This is a genomic window from Pseudomonas sp. KCJK9058, assembly GCF_046230975.1.
GTDB classification, from domain to species: Bacteria; Pseudomonadota; Gammaproteobacteria; order Pseudomonadales; family Pseudomonadaceae; genus Aquipseudomonas; species Aquipseudomonas alloputida.
Genome location: NZ_JBJJLR010000035.1, coordinates 1 through 17,936, shown reverse-complemented (window position 1 = coordinate 17,936; position 17,936 = coordinate 1). Strand labels below are relative to the sequence as shown.

Sequence of the window (17,936 nt, the reverse complement as noted above, 5' to 3'; positions counted from 1 at the left end):
GCCCTTTCGCGGGTAAACCCGCTCCTACGGGCCTGTGGCGAACCTGCGGGCTTGCCCACGAAAGGGCCATCACAGGCAACAAAAAAAGGCCGCACCCTTCACAGGGCGCGGCCTTCTCATTTCAGCCAGCGCGGATCAGCTGTCCAGCGCCGCCCGCCCGGCAGCCTCGCGCTTGCGGTGCACCAGCAAGCCAGCCGCCACCACACCAATACTCAGCAACGCAGTCGCAATGATCTCCGCACGGTGATCCTCACGCAGCGCCATCACCACCAGAATGGCAACGATGAAGGCAATGGTCGCCCAAGTCAGGCCCGGGAACAGCCACATCTTGAAGGTGATCTTCTCGCCGCGGGCTTCACGCTGGGCGCGCATGCGCAGCTGCGACACGGCAATCACCAGGTACACCAGCAGCGCGATGGCGCCAGAGCTGGCCAGCAGGAACTCGAACACCTGGGCCGGTGCCACGAAGTTGGCGAACACGCAAAGGAATGCCGCTGCGGTGGACAGCAGTACCGCCACGTGCGGGGTCGCCGCCTTGGTGGTGCGTTGGGCGATGGCCGGGGCGTCGCCACGCTTGCTCAGCGAGAACAACATGCGCGAAGAAGTGTACAGCGCCGAGTTCAGACAGCTGGTCACGGCAATCAGCACAACAATGTCGACGATCAGCTTGGCATTCGGCACACCAATACGGCTCAGCACGGTCTGGTAGGAGCCCGTCTCGGCCAGGGCCGGGTCGTTCCACGGCACCAGGGCCACGACCAGGAAGATCGACACCAGGTAGAACAGGCAGATACGCCAGATTACCGAGTTGGTGGCACGGCTGATCTGCTTGCCCGGGTCCTTCGACTCGGCAGCGGCGATGGTGACGATTTCGGTACCCATGAACGAGAACATGGTGGTCAGCATGGCTGCCAGCACTGCGCCCAGGCCGTTAGGCATGAAGCCTTGGGTATCGAACAGGTGGCTGGCACCGCTCACTTGGCTGCTCGGTACAAAGCCGAACAAGGCAGCACAGCCCACGGCGATGAAGCCGATGATCGCCAGCACTTTGAGCAGGGCAAACCAGAACTCGAACTCACCGTAGTTCTTCACGCTGCACAGGTTGGTAAGTGTCAGTGCCAGGGTAATGATGAGGGAGAACGCCCACAGGTCAACCGCCGGGAACCAGGCATGCAGAATGGCCGCGGCGGCGTTGGCCTCCAGCGGAATTACCAACACCCAGAACCACCAGTACAGCCAGCCGATGGTGAAACCGGCCCAGCGCCCGATGGCACGGTCGGCATACGTAGAGAACGAACCGGTGTCAGGCGAGGCGACTGCCATTTCACCCAGCATACGCATGACCAGCACGACCAGCGTACCGGCGGCAGCGTAAGCCAGCAGCACGGCTGGGCCGGCAGCTGCGATGGCGTGGCCGGAGCCTACGAACAGGCCGGCACCGATGACGCCAGCGATGGACAGCATGGTCACATGCCGTTGTTTGAGCCCCTGAGCGAGGTCATTGGAATTGTTACCGCTCATTGAAACTACCTTTGTAAGGAGTGGACCACGCCGACTGCGGGTATAGAGCGCGCCAGGGGTTGACCCAGGCGTCGCTGCAATCGGCGGTTTCCAACTGGCAATAAGCGCGCCACATGCCGAATACACTCGTCAGAAAATTCTGCAGGCCTTTTAGGATGCGGCTTGGAGGGCTTTCGGCCATTGCATGACCGAAAGGGCATCAAATCATCGGATTACTGAAATACTCACTTACAAATGCACCAAAGGTGCTCCTCGGTAACACCCACGCACCAACGCAATGCCAAAAGGCGCAACCCATGGGTACAACCTTGTGACATCAATATGGCATTCGTGGTGAACCCGTTTGCACTGGCAAAAGGTCGGGTTTACCCCTCCAATGGGTCAAAACAGCTTCCATGCGCCGGCCAAAGCTGGCACCATCGCGCCTTTTTTCATCAAGGCTCTGGTGTTGGGCGACACCTTCGCGGACATCTGCGCGACGTTACGCTGTAGCGATGCGACAAACTGCCCCACCAGCGCCCCCAGTCCCCGGCGACCCTGTTGGCCGTCATAATGCCGCTATGCTAGCTTGGCGCACGCCAGGAAGGCCGCCAACAGCTGGGAACGCACCCGAACACATGAGGACCGCACATGGCTCAGGCCACGCCCGCGCTGGAAATCCGCAATTTGCACAAACGCTACGGCGAGCAGGAAATTCTCAAGGGCATTTCGCTGACCGCTCGCGACGGTGACGTGATCTCCATCCTGGGGTCGTCCGGCTCCGGCAAGTCCACCCTGCTGCGCTGCATCAACCTGCTCGAGAACCCGCACCAGGGCGAAATCCTGGTCGCCGGCGAAGCCCTCAAGCTCAAGGCTGCCAAGAATGGCGACCTGATCGCAGCCGACAACCGCCAGATCAATCGCCTGCGCAGCGAAATCGGCTTTGTCTTCCAGAATTTCAACCTGTGGCCGCACATGTCGATCCTCGACAACATCATCGAGGCGCCACGCCGCGTGCTCGGCCAAAGCAAGGCCGAGGCCATCGAAGCCGCCGAAGCGCTGCTGAACAAGGTCGGCATCTACGACAAACGCCACAGCTACCCCGCCCAGCTTTCCGGTGGCCAGCAACAGCGCGCCGCCATTGCCCGTACCCTGGCCATGAAGCCCAAGGTCATCCTGTTCGACGAGCCTACATCGGCACTCGATCCGGAAATGGTCCAGGAAGTGCTTAACGTTATCCGCGCATTGGCCGAAGAAGGCCGTACCATGCTGCTGGTGACGCACGAGATGAGCTTTGCCCGCCATGTGTCCAGTGAAGTCGTCTTCCTGCACCAGGGCCTGGTCGAAGAGCAGGGATCGCCGCAGCAGGTCTTCGAAAACCCGACCTCGGCGCGTTGCAAGCAATTCATGTCCAGCCACCGCTAACGGAGCAATACATGCACACCTACAAGAAGTTTCTCCTGGCAGCTGCTGCCACGCTGGTGATGTCGGCAAACGCCATGGCCGCAGAAAAACTGCGCATGGGCATCGAAGCCGCCTACCCACCGTTCAACAACAAGGATGCCAGCGGTAACGTGGTTGGCTTCGACAAAGATATTGGCGACGCCCTGTGCGCCAAGATGAAAGTCGAGTGCTCGGTCGTTACCTCCGACTGGGACGGCATCATCCCGGCCCTGAACGCCAAGAAGTTCGACTTCCTGGTGTCGTCGCTGTCGATCACCGACGAACGCAAGCAGGCTGTGGACTTCACCGAGCCGTACTACTCCAACAAGCTGCAGTTCATCGCGCCGAAAAACGTCGACTTCAAGACTGACAAAGAGTCGCTGAAAGGCAAGGTCATCGGCACCCAGCGCGCCACCCTGGCCGGCACCTACCTTGAAGACAACTTCAAGGGCGTCGACGTCAAGCTGTACGACACCCAGGAAAACGCCTACCTCGACCTGGTCTCCGGTCGTATCGACGGCATCCTGGCCGACAAGTACGTGCAGTACGAGTGGCTGAAAAGCAAAGACGGCTCGAACTTCGAGTTCAAGGGCGAGCCGGTGATGGACAGCGACAAGATCGGCATTGCCGTGCGCAAAGGTGACACCAAGCTGCGCGACGACCTGAACAAAGCCCTGGCAGAAATCAAAGCCGACGGTACGTACAAGAAAATCAACGACAAGTACTTCCCGTTCAGCATCGAATGATCCGCCCTGACCGGCGCGCCCTTGCGGCGCGCCAGTCCCTAAAATGACCTGCCCATGAATATCGACCTGCACGGATTCGGTCCGGCCATGATGGCCGGCACCCTGATGACCGTAAAACTGGCGCTTTGCGCCTTGCTGCTGGGGCTGGTCCTGGGCCTGCTCGGCGCCCTGGCCAAAACCTCACCGCTCAAGCCCCTGCAATGGCTTGGCGGCTTCTACTCGACCCTGGTTCGCGGCGTGCCCGAACTGCTGTGGGTACTGCTTATCTATTTCGGCACCGTCGGGCTCATGAACAGCCTCGGCGAAGCCCTGAACATGCCGGGCCTTGAGCTAAGCGCCTTCGCCGCGGGCGTGATCGCCCTGGGCCTGTGCTTTGGCGCCTACGCCACCGAAGTGTTCCGTGGCGCTATCCTGGCGATCCCCAAAGGCCACCGCGAAGCTGGCCTGGCGCTGGGCTTGTCCAAGGGCCGCATCCTCTCGCGGATCATCCTGCCGCAGATGTGGCGCATCGCCCTGCCCGGCCTTGGCAACCTGTTCATGATCCTGATGAAGGACACCGCCCTGGTATCGGTAATCGGCCTTGAAGAAATCATGCGTCACTCGCAAATTGGCGTGACCGTGACCAAAGAGCCGTTCACCTTCTACATGGTCGCGGCCTGCATCTACCTGGGCCTGACCGTCCTTGCCATGACCGGTATGCATTTCATGGAAAAACGCGCCGCTCGCGGCTTTGCGAGGGCTGAATAATGAATTGGGAAGTCATCTTCAAATGGCTGCCACGCCTGGCCGAGGGTGCGGTCCTGACCCTGGAGCTGGTGGCCATTGCCGTGGTTGCAGGGTTGATCCTGGCCATCCCGCTGGGCATCGCCCGTTCCTCGCGCCACTGGTACGTGCGCGCGGTGCCGTTCAGCTACATCTTCTTCTTCCGTGGCACGCCGCTGCTGGTGCAGTTGTTCCTGGTCTATTACGGCCTGGCGCAGTTCGATGCGGTGCGCTCCAGTTCGCTGTGGCCGTACCTGCGCGATCCGTTCTGGTGCACGGTGCTGACCATGACCCTGCACACCGCCGCGTACATTGCCGAGATCCTGCGTGGCGCGCTGCAGGCGATCCCTAAAGGTGAGATCGAAGCGGCACGGGCGCTGGGCATGTCGCGTGGCAAAGCGCTGTTCTACATCATGCTGCCACGCGCTGCGCGCATCGGCCTGCCGGCGTACAGCAACGAAGTGATCCTGATGCTCAAGGCCAGTGCCCTGGCCAGTACCGTGACCCTGCTGGAGCTGACCGGCATGGCCCGTACCATCATCGCCCGCACCTACCTGCCGGTGGAGATCTTCTTCGCCGCAGGCGTGTTCTACCTGGTGATCTCGTTCATGCTGGTGCAAGGCTTCAAGCTGCTGGAGCGCTGGTTGCGCGTGGATGCCTGCCAAGGCCGCTGACATCTCCTAGCCTTCTTCGCGGGCACGCCCGCTCCTACAACAGGCCTATGCTGAACCTTCGTAGGAGCGGGTTTACCCGCGAACAGGCCCTCAACCCCAACACACATCCCCATGCCCCGCCCCCTCCACAGCCACCACCTAAGCACCCGCTTCCAGGCCCTCGACCAGTTCCTGATCGAGCACCAACAGCTGTGGAAACCCCGCCCCTTCACCACCCTGCAACTGGCCTGGGAAACCACCCACCCAGAGCTTGCCGCCCACCTGCGCCAATGTTCCCTGGCAGACGCCGAAACCGACAGCGCCGCTGACCGCTTGCCTGCCCCATTCCCGCAACTGGCCGAACAAGCCCGACAGCTCGCCACGCTCGGCAGCCTTGCGCAAACCAATCTACCGCCTGCCGCCCACCGCCTGGACGTCGCCGTCCCCGGTCGCAAATGGCAACAGATCGAAGCCTTCGCCAGCCACCTGGCCTTCCGCGAGCAGCCCCGGCACTGGCTGGACTGGTGTTCTGGCAAAGGCCACCTCGGCCGTCGCCTGCTGCAACCTGGGCAACACCTGACCTGCCTGGAGTACGACGCCGCCCTGGTCGCTGCCGGTCAGGCCCTGAGTGCACACCACCACTTGCAAGCACAGCACGTACATCAGGATGTGATGGCCAGCGACAGCGCTCGTCACCTGGCTAACGATAAAAGCGTGGTTGCCCTGCATGCCTGTGGCGATCTGCATGTACGCCTGCTGCAACTGGCCAGCCAGCAAGGTTGCCGGCAACTGGCCATAGCCCCCTGCTGCTACAACCGCATCGCCGCGCAGCAATACCAGGCGTTATCCACAGCCGCGCAGGCGTCGAGCCTGCAGCTGTCGCTGGACGACCTGGGCCTGCCCTTGAGCGAAACCGTCACTGCCGGCGCCCGCGTGCGGCGCCAGCGCGACACCTCGATGGCCCGGCGCCTGGGCTTCGACCTGCTGCAACGCCAGCAGCGCCAGAGCGATGAATACCTGCCGACACCTTCCCTGCCGGTGGCCTGGCTGGAGAAGCCCTTCGAGCAATACTGCCGTGACTTGGCTGAACTGAAGCAATTGCCAGTGAGCGGCAACCCGGACTGGGCAATGCTGGAAGCTGCGGGCTGGCAACGCCTGGCCGAGGTTCGGAACCTGGAGCGCGTACGCAACCTGTTCCGTCGGCCACTGGAGCTGTGGCTGGTACTCGATCGCGCCCTGTTCCTCGAAGAACAAGGCTATGACGTGCGCCTGGGCCTGTTTTGCGATTACCCACTGACCCCGCGCAACCTGCTCATTCTTGCGGAACGCGACGGTTAGCCGCAGTACAACCTGTGGATAAGTCTGTGAACAAGCTTGTGATTACCTGTTGGATCCAAGCGCTATTTCAAGCGCTTGGCTTATTCCTGCTTGCGGCTGCAGCCCAGTAAAAACGGGCGTTTGCGCAAAGACCAGCGGCGTAGCGATCCGGCATGCCTTTCGCTCAGGTCGCCGATGCCACTTGTGCATAAACATTTCTTGTGGTTAGCGCAAGCGGCTTTTGTGGGAGCGGCCTTGCGTCGCGAATGGGCTGCAAAGCAGCCCCGGCGATTTCAGAGATTGTGCCGAAAACGGGGGCCGCTTTGCGGCCCTTTCGCGACGCAAGGCCGCTCCCACAAATGACCGCGTCAATGCCTAATGCGCCTTACCCTTGGCGATCTCGATATCGTTCATCAGCGCCTTGGCCATGTCGCACAGGTAATCGGCTGCCCCCAGGAATTTATGGTCGTCCTCCATATCGCCCTCGCGCACCAGGTGCTTGATGTAGCCCATCAGGATCGAGACATGCTCGTAGGCCGCGTCGACGGGGACGCCGGGCTCTACGCGTAGGAGATTGAGGGATGGGTTACCGGCTGCGAGGAAGGTTTCCACGCCTGCGGTTGTGATTGGTTTGGGGCTGTTGGGATCAGAATCGATCGTTTTCACTTTTCAAACTCCCTAGTTCAAAAGGAGTTGCCGTGTTCATTCTTTCTCACGGAACAAAGGCGGCAACCGTGCACGAGGTGAGAAACCGAGTGAACGTAGGAAGCTCGGCCAGACCAAGGTCTGCCCGCGCACAGTCGCCATTACGCAGCCGATACGTTCAAAGTCGGGTTCTCACACCCGGTCGCCAGAGCGACCCGAAAACGGTATCCGTGAGCCACTTCCCCGACAACAGCGTTACTTCGGCGGCGCGCGTAGGATACTTCCGAAGCATCCAAACCCTGAAGCTTTTGACCCCATGGTTCAGAATTCCCTTACACAGATAACCCGGCTTACCCGCCCCCTTGTAGGAGCGGGTTCACCCGCGAAGAGGCCATACCAGACAACACAAGGCTAATGCTCCACCCCCGCAACGGTGTATCATCCGCCCCCCAAATCATTAAAAAGTGACGTCGCGCGCTGCCCGCCAGCCCCGCGACCTTCTGGCGTTGCGCCAGAACCGACAATGGACCACCGGACCTGAGCATCGTGACCCGAGCCAACCCCCTCGCCCTGCTGACCTTCGCCCTGGCCCTGACCGGCTGCGCCGGCGGTACCTCGCCCCACCCCAACAGCAACCTGGGCTGGAACCACCCCGGCATGCAACTGGGCGGCGACAAAGGCCTGCCCCTGCGCACAGAAGCCCCATGCCGCAAGCGCGGCTGCGACAACGACAAGCTGTTTTTCAACCCGGGTAAAAGCGAGCCTAGCGTCACCACCATGCACCGCGGCTGGTAGGAAAATTCTTCTTTTAGGCCGGTGACTTAGGTCTTTTGCGAACATTCGCAAGGAAGTGGTTTACAGGCGCCAAACGATCGCTATAATGACGCCCCATTGCCGGTATAGCTCAGATGGTAGAGCAACTGACTTGTAATCAGTAGGTCCCGGGTTCGATTCCTGGTGCCGGCACCATATAAATCAAGGGCTTGCAGTGATGCAGGCCCTTTTTTTTGGCTTTGCACGTACCAACGCACGTACCAAGGCGAGTGGCCTGCCATGAAAAATGCAGAGATCCTGGACACAGCCCGCAGTGATTTCATCACCCAGCACGGGGAGATGTTCGACAAGCATTTCCCGGCAGATTTGGACGAAGAGGCGATGATTCTCAAAGCCCATTTGTTGCTCGAAGGTGCGCTGCGGGACTTCTGCCACCGATCTGTGCTTCAGCCGTCGCATTTGCGAGGTGCCAGGTTTCAGTTTCACCAGGTACTCAGTTTGGCCCAGGCGCTCTCCGTAGAGACGTTCAACGACTACGCGCAACCAATGTGGGCTGTTGCCAAAAAGCTCAACAAACTACGCAACGCCATGGCTCACGAGCTTGAGCCTGATCCGCTAGAAATTGAGGGCCATAAGCAGTCGATTATCGCCCTGGTGAACCAGCAGCACGACTCTGATGACAAGCCCGGCCTGCGCCGGAGCCTTGAGTTCATGTTCGGATCGTTCAATGCCTTTTTGCAGATAAACCTCCTGCTGCGAGAGAGCGGAAGCGAAAAGAACATCATTGACTAGACGCGTGCGCGTGCACCCGTGTCTAGGGTTCTACTTTCAAGGTAGTGGCATGCCTAAAAAAGAGTAACCTGAGTAATCCTGACCGTTTTCTCGCCCGCAGCCCTTGATTTCCGCGACCTTTAGGCCGCTCCGAAAAATAATTTTTAAGTAACCTATAAGTAATCAGATTACTCTTTATTTGAGTGATATTTTGTCTCGCTGAAAGCCTTTAAAATCATTGGCCTAGCGAAAAATTACCTTTTCAATTAACTTTCCACTACCTCTCTTTGTAATCAGCGAAGCCCAGTAAATACGGGGTCCTCAGTACCTCACCTCCCCTCGATTACGCTTGTTACTCTTTTGTCGAGACTACCCCCCTACCTCTGCCAAGCAATGCTTCAGAATCAGCTCTGCGCCGTCGCGATCCCCTCTTCGGTGCAGGGATTCGCAGAAGATCTTGAGCGGCAATTCTCCCCAACAGCCCAACAGACTGGCCTGTTCAGAACCTGCGCAGGGGTGCGGAAATTCCGACACGTTTAGCCCGCAGGCGTGGCGGGGGGACGAGGGCGCGCGCCGGGGTCAAAACAGGCTGATAACTGAAGAGATGTGTAGATTTTTTCGGAAGGCAGTTAACCTACGGGCCTTTCAACTGAGGGAGTCGCGACGATGGATGTGGTGATACCAGCGCTGGGTCTGGAAGCTTTCAACTGCCCGAAGTGTGGTGCCTTCGCCCACATGAAGTGGAGCGATCTGTCGTTTTACGGAACCATGAATCGCACCGGGTTACGTTCGGCATCTTGTGCAAAGTGTTCAAAAGAAAGCATTTGGTTGGTCGAGGCCGGTCGAATGATTTTGCCGAGCAGGGGAACTGCTCCACTTCCAGTGCCTGATATGCCGGCTGATGTGCGAAAGGATTATGAGGAGGCTGCTGATATCTTCAGCCGTTCACCACGTGCTGCGGCAGCCCTCCTTCGTCTCGGTTTGCAGAAACTGTGCGTTCACCTTGGTGAGAAAGGTGAAAAGATCGATGTCGATATTAGGGAGCTTGCTCGAAAAAATGTGCTTCCTCAGCTGCTCATTAAGGTGGCCGACACTGTAAGGATCACAGGAAACAACGCGGTTCACCCTGGCGAGATGGCCGCCGAAGACGTTGACCTAGTGGCATCTAAAATGTTCTTGATGCTTAACCTTATCGTAAGTAAGGGTATAACCGAACCGAAGGAACTGGCTGCTCTTTATAATATGGTTCCAGAAGGGGCTAGGACCGCAGCCGAAGAGAAAGATGCGAAGGCGCGCGACAAAGCGCCATCTGCGAACTGAAATCACGCGCATATGAGCAATGAATAAGCCGCCCAAGGGCGGCTTTTCTGTTTTCGGTTTCTCAGTTCACGTTGCCGGCGGGAACCTCATACGGCTGGAACCGGATCACCTCTTCACCAAGCCACTCATTGATCTGCAACAGCCTGGCCTGTTCCGGCTCCAGCTCGTTCATCGCCCAAACCTGAGTTGCGTCACGAACCGAACCGAAGCCGCCCGCGTTCTGCGGCACCACCCCCATCAGCTGGGGCGGTATACGCAGCATCGCCAACTGGTCGTCGCGACTGATGTTCTTGATTGCGCCGAAATCATCCTCCGCCGCCACCTCGCTGATCGGGATCAGCTGAATGCCGTCCTTCTTACCGTTGGGCGCGTACATGAACAGGTTGCGGAAGTTGCCTGGGCCCTTGCTGCTTTTCATTGCCGTGCGCAGGTCATCGACAAAATCTTCGTTCTGGGCTGCGTCGGTCATGTACAGGATGAAGCCCGCATGGCTCCCATTCTGGTAATACTTCCGGCGGAACAACGTGGCCGACTCATTGAGCAGCGCGGCCTGCAGCGCCGGCAGCCGTTTACTTTGACAGCCGCTGGAGCGGCGCCTGGTACACCACCTGGCGAGATGAGGGCGGTAATCGCAAGCGGACGAACATCGCCGGGCCAACTGCAACGTTGGCCGAACTGCACCGAATCATGGAGGAGAGGAACGGCATCGATCGGGAAAGCCTCAACCACCTGTGCGAGGAGTTCCACAAAAGCACGCAGTTCAAAAAACTGGCGAAGAAGACCCAAGAAGACTACGAGTACAGCCGTAATGTGCTGGTGGCCATTCCAACGAAGCTGCAGAAACCCCTGGGCGACCTGTCTGTGCGTAAATTCACATCGGCATTGGTGCAACGCCTGGTCGATCGGATCGCAGACGAAGGCACACCGTCCAAGGCCGCGCACGTACTGCGATACCTTCGACGCGTGATGCAGTGGGGGCGCAACCGCGGCTACCTGGAAATCAACGTGGCCCTGGGCATTGAGGCGCCGGCAGAACGCAAGCAGCGCCGCCTGCCGAGCCCCAATATTATGGCCGCACTCATTGCCCGCGCCCACGAGAAAGGCCAGCTCACGCGTGGCCAACGTGGTTCATGCCCGGCATACCTGGGTTATGTCATGGAGCTGGCCTACCTGTGCCGGCTGCGAGGCATTGAGGCTGTCACTCTGACCGACGCAAACGAACTGGAAGAGGGCGTACAAACCAACAGACGCAAGGGCAGCCGCGACAACGTGGTGCGCTGGACTGCCAAGCTTCGGTCGGCCTGGGAGGGTGCCAAGGCTTACCGGCAACGAGTCTGGACTACCCAAGCCTTTCCGGTACCGGTGGCCGCAGACCGCCGGTTCATCATTGTGGCAGCCCATGGCGGCGCGCTGCAGAAGTCCAGCCTGGACACAACCTGGCAGCGCTTCATCACAAAGGCGATCAAGGACGGGGTCCTCACAGACGATCAGCGCTTCGCGCTACACGACCTGAAACGCCGGGGCATCACAGATACCCCTGGGGATCGCAAACAGAAGCAGGACGCCAGCGGCCACCGCGACGAGTCCATGCTCGATATTTACGATTTCAGCCTACCCCTCGTGCACCCGTCAGGGGACTGAATAAACGTGCGGCGCAAACAGCGCCGCGCCGGCCTCATGCCGCCAGTACCCTGCGCAGCATAGCCTCAGCTTCTACGTCATCCCGGCAGTGATAGACCTGCCGGGCCATTTCTCGCATAGAAACACCAGGTGCGATTTCCGCGTCCCCGTCTGCAAGGTCTACATTCGCAAGCTCTTCTTGCGTGGGCAGGCTGCGCCCAAATTCAACAATCACCCACACATCTGCCGCATTGAAGGACAAGCCGGTCCGTGTTTCTAGAGCTGAGAGAATCGAGGCAATCTTCGCCGCACCTGCCCCGTACATCAGAGCGGCACCGAGCTTAGGACTCAAGCGGACGCCCAGTAACGGTTCACGATTGAAGAACGTGATATCGCAATAGGCCTCTGTCTCGGAGAGCCTCACGAGAGTCTGCAGCGTGTGTTGCTGGCGTACCGCATCGTCAGTGGTCATTTCTGAAGCCTCAGATTGGTGTCCGTCCGAATGTAGCCCGTCCTGTGAGCTGGTCAACCCTCAGTCCGTGCGTCCGCGTACCAACAGAAATTTGTATCAGTGAATTCGGCGCCTGCAGCTCACAGTTCACGTACCAGAAAACTACGTAACTACCTGATTTTTAAGCAGAGAGCATCTTTCTTGTAATCAGTAGGTCCCGGGTTCGATTCCTGGTGCAGGCACCATACGCAGTATCAAAAAAGGCTCACCGAAAGGTGGGCCTTTTTTGTTTTCCCCCCGCAGCGCCCAATCCCCTGCCTTACAGATGCCCTGAAGCCACCACGATCGGTGTAGGAGCTGGCTTGCCTGCGATGGGCTGCGCAGCAGCCCCAACCACCCCAAGCAGAAGCAATTCTCTGATCACCAGCCCAGCTCAAAAACAGACACACCCTCCAACACAAACGCTTTGACTCGCCAACCAATCCCCACTACGATTTATCGCAAATTTTAGATATTTCCGCCGAGGCAAGCCAATGGCGCTTCAATTCCACGAAAGCCCTTTCCACGCCACCCACGACGCAGATACCGCAAGCAAAATGGCCTTGAAAATGGACTTGTCCATTTTCATCACTGACTCCATCAAAAAAATGGGCCTCAAACAGCATGATGCCGCAGCCAAACTGAACGTAACCCAATCCCGCATATCCGAGCTTGCAAATGGCAAGATCGAGAAATTCACCTTGGACGCCATGATGGACATGCTGGACAAGCTAGGCTTTCGCACAACCCTGACCCTGCCCTCGAACGATGCCGGTTCACCGCCCCAGATCGTGATCACCCAAACGCCTGGCAGCTAAACCCTGTATCCCATTTTTCTCAGTTCTTGCTTCAACTCCTTCATCCGCTCTTCGGCGACCTGCATCGCGTGCCGGTCGGACCTGTTGGTCGTTTTTACGAACGAATGCAACACGACGACCATGTCTGCAAATTTGGCCACATACACGCATTGGACCAGTGCTGCCTCCACCCGCCCACCGGTAACGGTGTTCAGGAGGCCTGATCATGAGATGCCTTGCTCCTGGTCGTAAGGAGCCGCCAGTCCTGCGTAGGGGACAGTCCCCACAGGTCGCAGGGGCCTTGATCCCTGATAACACTCAGCATTCTTGGCGGGATGACGTGGGGGAAGACTACGAGTATCTAGGTGCGGACTTATAACTATGGCACTGGTAGGAAAACGGAATGGCCGATGACGGTCAGTATCTTGGCTATGCCGTCGAAAGCTGTTCGGTAGGAGCAATGAAGGCATTGTCAAAACGGCGTGTGATAGATGACAGGTATCCTCACACACCCGTCACAACCACTGCCGCTCGTCTGATCTAAAGCATGCGGAACGAAAGTTTAAGTTCACCTATCGGCCCCCTAGGGTTCTGGCCGTTTCCAGCCACCTGACTAAGGGCGGATGTATTTGGGTGCGGCCATGTGCCACCATGCTGGCAGCGCACAAGCATGGTAGGACCGTAGGCATGGAAAGGTATAGGAATAAAGGCGGGGACTCAGGCGTTGTCGGTTACGAGATTGGGCCAGGCTCAATCGTCGTAGCCTTCAAAGACGGCTGGAAATATCTCTATGACGGGACGCGGCCTGGCGCTGCCATCGTCTCTCAGCTACAGCAGCTGGCTCGATCTGGCCATGGTTTAAATAGCTATTTAACCAAGGTGGTAAAAGGTAGATTTGCCCGTAAGTTCAGATAGCTGCATACGCCTCCGGCCCTCACTCAATACAGTTTGGAGGTTGGGAGGAAGATTCTACGCTCGCCCGTTAGCCAAAGTTTAAGTGCCGCCACTGAAGGCCTCAAGCCGTGAAAGACAACTGATTAGGCGAAGTCAAGCTTCAGAAAATAAAATACAACAATGCAAGTGGAGAAAGCATGGTAAATCACAACAGGGAAGTAGTAACATCCCTTTTCAGAGAACGTAGCAAATTTGTTGTAATAGGATTAACAGGCCGAACCGGCTCAGGCTGCACTACCGCGGCAAATATCCTTGAAAGTCTCAACCCAAATTTCCCAGATCTAAATGCCGTCCAGTACAAAGGAAAAGCTTTTTTTGAACGCTTAAACGGTAGGCGATACGAGATACTTAAGAGCTATGCCGAACGGAACATCGTACAATTCTATTCAATAAAGGTAAGCGATTTAATATCAGCTTATTTGTTATCAATGGACACCGATGAGCTTCTTTCATTTATCATCGGAGCATTGGAGGCCCCTATTGACAATGCCAAATTAGTCGAAATCTTAGAAAACGGCTCCTACGGCAAAAACAAAATAAGAACCAAATTCGCACCTATAATGAGTAAACTATTGGATCACGAAGAGAAATTCGTGCTTCAAGACAAAGAAAAGGAAAAATTTATTTCTTTTTTACGACTCATGAGAAAATTTACAAACGACTTCAAAAGCGAGTTGAGGCAAATTGATAACGCACTTTATGTGTCGGTTTATCAATCAGCAGGGAATTCAATAAGAAAAATCGGATGTATCGACAAAGACTACAAGTCCGTCGATTTTATGCCCGCCAGCGTCTTCCATCTTCCCGAAACTATAAACAGGGTGATCAAAGGGATTAGGAGCATAAAAGAAAAGGCCCTGATAGTTATAGATGCAATTCGAAACCCCTATGAAGCCAGATTCTTCAAAGACCGTTATTCTGCATTCTATCTTGTGTCAATAAATGCTCCTGACGATGATCGTGCAGCTTATTTGCACAGCGTTCATAAGTTCACCTCTGATAAGCTTCGAGAAATTGATGACCATGAGTCAGGCAAAACCAAGATCACTCACGCCGACTTCATCAGCCAGAACGTTAAGCAATGCATTGAAATATCGGACATACATCTATTCAATCCAAGAGGCGAGCTTGACAATAATAATATACTAAAGGCCCAGCTGGCATGGTACGTAGCTTTAATGCTCCACCCTGGCCTTGTCTCACCAACATCAATGGAGAGGGTTATGCAAATTGCGTACTCTGCCAAAAGTAACTCGGGGTGCGTTTCTCGGCAGGTGGGGGCCGTAGTAACTGATGCAGATTACTCTGTCAAAGCTGTTGGGTGGAATGATGTAGCAAAAGGACAAATTCCGTGCTCGCTAAGGTCACTTAAGGGCTTGATGAACGATTTCGACGCCGTCGCCTATAGCAAATACGAGCGAACGAATTCTGAATTTAGACTAAGCGCAGGCAAAAAACTTATCAAGCTAGCTGACGCGTTAGAATCAACCGGTCAGAACCTATCTTACTGTTTCAAAGATATCCGGAACGGCTTGGAGAGCAGTGAGCGTACACGTGGCAACCAAGTACATACTAGATCTCTTCATGCCGAAGAGAATGCATTTTTGCAAATTGTGAAATATGGTGGCGCGGCGATTGAGGGCGGAAAGTTATTTACCACTGCCAGCCCTTGTGAACTTTGCGCAAAAAAAGCCTATCAATTGGGTTTGAGAGAAATTATTTTTATCGATCCATACCCTGGCATAGCGAATGATCACATATTAGAAGTCGGCGAGAATCCGCCTGAACTCTTACAATTCTACGGAGCCGTAGGCAAGGGCTACCATCAATTATATGACTCAGTTCTACCTTACAAAGACGAATTAGCATATATGGAATAATAATTAATCTACACATCGAACCTTTAAGCATAAAGGAGGCTGATTAATTTTTCGAAAATAAGCCAGCCCCTTTTCCCTACATCTAGACAACAACCCTCACCAAGAACAGATCATGGCCTTTCAAAAGAAAACCAAACAAAAAATAGCTTCCTATGTTCAAGCCCACCTCCCAGATGATGAGTATTATAAAAACTATTTTTGGTTCATTTCCGACACTGCGTTAAAAACACGTCTCGCAGACGAATTTAAAACTGCTAGGTATATCTACAAAGTACTGGAGGGGCTACAAGTTAAGGATGAGCTTTTGGTGGCTCAATGCAAGATCCAAATATTGCTTTACGCATCCATTTACGAGGCAGTTCTACACCACATACTGCTACAAGATTACGCATCGACACCTGAGGTTGTGAAGCTTACGACGTACGAACATAAGAAACGAATTAATGTTTCACAAGTTATCCTTGGGAAAATTCAAACACAATATAACCCTACCGGAGATATCTCAGTTTTCGAAAATGAGAAGCGCAGTGTAGATGAGCGAAAAATCGTATTTGAAGACAAAGCCGAAACGGCGAGGCAGTTGGGCCTCATCGATCTAAAGATTAAAGGCGTGATCTGCGATGTCTACAGCATGAGAAATGCGATTCACCTACATGCGGAAATACGCCGCGGTGTTACCTATGACCTTGAAGCTGCCCAAAAAGCGTACTGGCATCTCCAAGGGTTCGCCGCGCAGGTCGGCGATAAATTAAGTCAGGATGGGAAAGCCACTCGCCCTTTACCTTTAACGAAAGTTGGAAAAAACCCTATTCCAACGCGCCGTAAAAGCTGGCGAAGAAGAATTTTACACTGGCTCTCTCCACTGTTAACGCGATGAAATAAGTTGGTTAGGGTTTGGCTGTACTAAAGCGGGGTCGGGGATGCCGGGAGCGCCCACCAGTTGAGTAGGCGCTTTAGATTCCTGCTTTCGGCAGTCTGCTGCCTGTGGCCACGGGAGCTTTGGAAGGATTCCTGCCTATTCTCTACAGCGAGGATGATCTACAACGTTCAAATTCAAGAGGCTTACCATTCCGTCTGAGGCTCTGAATTATATGCAGACTGACGATGTGCTGACCTCTAGAAAATCCCAAGTTCGATTCCACCGAACGCCATAACTAGCTAATTTATTTGTAGTTCCTAGTTGGGGTACACCGAATTTTCCAGCGAATTCCAGACCCGCAGAAAACCTGGCCTCGCCCAAAGCTACCGTTCGTCTGGTGCCGCACCCTACGCAGTATCAAAAAGGGCTCACCGAAAGGTGGGCCTTTTCGGCTTTCAGCTACGGCGTACTCAAAGGTGTTCCGGCAACCCCCTCCGCGATGGTTTGCGTTCCGCCTGTTCTCCAACGTCGCGCAGAGAAGTGGATTCGCCAGTAAGTCGCGTCTTCTGTGGGAGCAGCCTTGCGCCGCGATGGGCCGCAAAGCGGCCCTGGCAATCTCAGACCGGAACAGCGAAACCTCAGCCCTCCCACAAGCGTCAGAAAGCCCTATCAGGCGGCTCTTTGCTCCAGGCTCTCCCAACCCAGGCAAGCCAGCGCCAATGTGCGTGGTACCGGTTCACGACCACTGCTGTAGCGGCTGATGCTGCGGGCGCTGACTCCCAGCGCTTCGGCTGCCTGGTCGAGCGTCATCCGGTGCCGCAAGCGCCAGCGAATGAAAACTCGGGTGTTTTCATCAGGTGCGTTCTGGGCAAGCGCGTCCAATAGCAGGGTATCCGCACCAATCTGAATATCCAGCGCTGGCCACTCCACCGACCATCCTCCGTCACCCAATACGACGCCTTCAAACGCTTTTCGCTTGGACAGTGGCGCCAATCCAGGATACGTCTTGAGCGCATCACTCATATCCAGGGTGAAATGCTGACCATTGGTAAAGGTTAGCTCAAGGCTAGCGCCCGATCGGGGCTGTACACCCTTCAGACGGGGACGTTTCATCGATGCCATTTCATCCACTCCTTCAACAAATCGGCCTGATTGGCCGCGACCCAGGCCAGGGCTTCTTGCACCACTTTCGCAGGTGCCCTGCCTTGGCTAACAGTCACAGATTCCAGACTGATCACCACATCCACCCCACCGCCCGTAAGGTGAACGTGGGGTGGTAGATGATCCCTTTCCCTTAGCTCGATGCGGTACTTGTCGCGAAATCGGTATTTGGTAGACATGGCATGATCGTATCGCCAATTTGGCGATACGGCAACCGACCGGCTGTGAAGTTACCCAGAGACCG

17 protein-coding genes, 1 tRNA gene and 2 pseudogenes are annotated in these 17,936 nt (G+C 56.0%); 13 read left to right on the top strand and 7 right to left on the bottom strand.

The window, feature by feature from the left end; genetic code table 11:
- Positions 1-135: 135 nt before the first annotated feature.
- On the bottom strand, positions 136-1,521 hold the full coding sequence (gene gabP, locus ACK59Z_RS18045; RefSeq protein ID WP_003255745.1) for a GABA permease: 1,386 nt from the start codon (positions 1,519-1,521) through the stop codon (positions 136-138).
- A 630-nt stretch (positions 1,522-2,151) separates the two neighbouring features.
- On the opposite strand from gabP, the gene ACK59Z_RS18040 reads away from it, so the two are divergent.
- From ACK59Z_RS18040 to ACK59Z_RS18020, 5 genes are all read left to right on the top strand, one after another.
- Positions 2,152-2,925 (top strand): ABC transporter ATP-binding protein, encoded by a 774-nt coding sequence (locus ACK59Z_RS18040; protein ID WP_003255746.1) that lies wholly within the window; start codon positions 2,152-2,154, stop codon positions 2,923-2,925.
- An 11-nt stretch (positions 2,926-2,936) separates the two neighbouring features.
- Positions 2,937-3,689, top strand: a complete 753-nt coding sequence (locus ACK59Z_RS18035) for an ABC transporter substrate-binding protein (RefSeq protein ID WP_003255747.1) — start codon at positions 2,937-2,939, stop codon at positions 3,687-3,689.
- 54 nt (positions 3,690-3,743) lie between these two features.
- A complete protein-coding gene (locus ACK59Z_RS18030) occupies positions 3,744-4,436 on the top strand; it encodes an ABC transporter permease (protein WP_003255749.1) in 693 nt (230 codons plus the stop codon).
- Positions 4,436-5,125, top strand: coding sequence for an ABC transporter permease (locus ACK59Z_RS18025; RefSeq protein ID WP_019439073.1), 690 nt, complete (start codon positions 4,436-4,438; stop codon positions 5,123-5,125). The genes ACK59Z_RS18030 and ACK59Z_RS18025 overlap by 1 nt, the downstream gene beginning before the upstream one ends.
- Before the next feature lie 111 nt (positions 5,126-5,236).
- Positions 5,237-6,442, top strand: a complete 1,206-nt coding sequence (locus tag ACK59Z_RS18020) for a methyltransferase (protein WP_409293531.1) — start codon at positions 5,237-5,239, stop codon at positions 6,440-6,442.
- Between the two features lie 354 nt (positions 6,443-6,796).
- Here ACK59Z_RS18020 and ACK59Z_RS18015 read toward each other — a convergent pair whose 3' ends face one another.
- Positions 6,797-7,087: a DUF3077 domain-containing protein gene (locus tag ACK59Z_RS18015; protein WP_003255753.1), complete on the bottom strand. Its 291-nt coding sequence runs from the start codon at positions 7,085-7,087 to the stop codon at positions 6,797-6,799.
- Positions 7,088-7,612: 525 nt separating this feature from the next.
- Between ACK59Z_RS18015 and ACK59Z_RS18010 the strand changes: the two genes are divergently transcribed.
- The 4 genes from ACK59Z_RS18010 (at position 7,613) to ACK59Z_RS17995 (ending at position 9,931) form a co-directional block, all read left to right on the top strand.
- Positions 7,613-7,861 carry a hypothetical protein gene (locus tag ACK59Z_RS18010; protein ID WP_010951646.1) on the top strand — a complete coding sequence of 83 codons (249 nt, stop codon included), beginning with the start codon at positions 7,613-7,615 and terminating at the stop codon, positions 7,859-7,861.
- A 98-nt stretch (positions 7,862-7,959) separates the two neighbouring features.
- Positions 7,960-8,035 (top strand) — tRNA-Thr (locus ACK59Z_RS18005).
- An 84-nt stretch (positions 8,036-8,119) separates the two neighbouring features.
- Positions 8,120-8,632 (top strand): hypothetical protein, encoded by a 513-nt coding sequence (locus ACK59Z_RS18000; RefSeq protein WP_409293530.1) that lies wholly within the window; start codon positions 8,120-8,122, stop codon positions 8,630-8,632.
- Between the two features lie 645 nt (positions 8,633-9,277).
- Positions 9,278-9,931, top strand: a complete 654-nt coding sequence (locus ACK59Z_RS17995; RefSeq protein WP_409293529.1) for a DUF4145 domain-containing protein — start codon at positions 9,278-9,280, stop codon at positions 9,929-9,931.
- 61 nt (positions 9,932-9,992) lie between these two features.
- Here the strand turns inward: ACK59Z_RS17995 and ACK59Z_RS17990 are convergent.
- A pseudogene (locus ACK59Z_RS17990) lies at positions 9,993-10,496 on the bottom strand (phage portal protein); the annotation flags it as partial.
- 101 nt (positions 10,497-10,597) lie between these two features.
- Between ACK59Z_RS17990 and xerC the strand changes: the two are divergent.
- Positions 10,598-11,572, top strand: coding sequence for a tyrosine recombinase XerC (gene xerC, locus ACK59Z_RS17985; RefSeq protein WP_409293528.1), 975 nt, complete (start codon positions 10,598-10,600; stop codon positions 11,570-11,572).
- A gap of 34 nt (positions 11,573-11,606) precedes the next feature.
- Here the strand turns inward: xerC and ACK59Z_RS17980 are convergent, their stop codons facing one another.
- Positions 11,607-12,023, bottom strand: a complete 417-nt coding sequence (locus tag ACK59Z_RS17980) for a transposase (protein WP_409293527.1) — start codon at positions 12,021-12,023, stop codon at positions 11,607-11,609.
- Between the two features lie 512 nt (positions 12,024-12,535).
- On the opposite strand from ACK59Z_RS17980, the gene ACK59Z_RS17975 reads away from it, so the two are divergent.
- The gene (locus ACK59Z_RS17975) at positions 12,536-12,859 is read left to right on the top strand and encodes a helix-turn-helix domain-containing protein (RefSeq protein WP_409293526.1); all 324 of its coding nucleotides are present in this window, start codon (positions 12,536-12,538) and stop codon (positions 12,857-12,859) included.
- On the opposite strand, the pseudogene ACK59Z_RS17970 reads toward ACK59Z_RS17975, so the two are convergent.
- Positions 12,856-13,011, bottom strand: a pseudogene (locus tag ACK59Z_RS17970) (type II toxin-antitoxin system RelE/ParE family toxin); the annotation flags it as partial. The gene ACK59Z_RS17975 and the pseudogene ACK59Z_RS17970 overlap by 4 nt on opposite strands.
- A 918-nt stretch (positions 13,012-13,929) precedes the next feature.
- Between ACK59Z_RS17970 and ACK59Z_RS17965 the strand changes: the two are divergent.
- A complete protein-coding gene (locus ACK59Z_RS17965) occupies positions 13,930-15,672 on the top strand; it encodes an anti-phage dCTP deaminase (protein WP_409293525.1) in 1,743 nt (580 codons plus the stop codon).
- Between the two features lie 112 nt (positions 15,673-15,784).
- Complete coding sequence (locus ACK59Z_RS17960) at positions 15,785-16,549, top strand: hypothetical protein (protein WP_409293524.1); 765 nt, start codon at positions 15,785-15,787, stop codon at positions 16,547-16,549.
- Positions 16,550-17,200: 651 nt separating this feature from the next.
- Here ACK59Z_RS17960 and ACK59Z_RS17955 read toward each other — a convergent pair.
- Both ACK59Z_RS17955 and ACK59Z_RS17950 read right to left on the bottom strand, forming a co-directional pair.
- Positions 17,201-17,653 carry a DUF2442 domain-containing protein gene (locus ACK59Z_RS17955; RefSeq protein WP_103470261.1) on the bottom strand — a complete coding sequence of 151 codons (453 nt, stop codon included), beginning with the start codon at positions 17,651-17,653 and terminating at the stop codon, positions 17,201-17,203.
- Positions 17,641-17,871 carry a DUF4160 domain-containing protein gene (locus ACK59Z_RS17950; protein ID WP_081237919.1) on the bottom strand — a complete coding sequence of 77 codons (231 nt, stop codon included), beginning with the start codon at positions 17,869-17,871 and terminating at the stop codon, positions 17,641-17,643. The genes ACK59Z_RS17955 and ACK59Z_RS17950 overlap by 13 nt, the downstream gene beginning before the upstream one ends.
- Positions 17,872-17,936 lie beyond the last annotated feature (65 nt).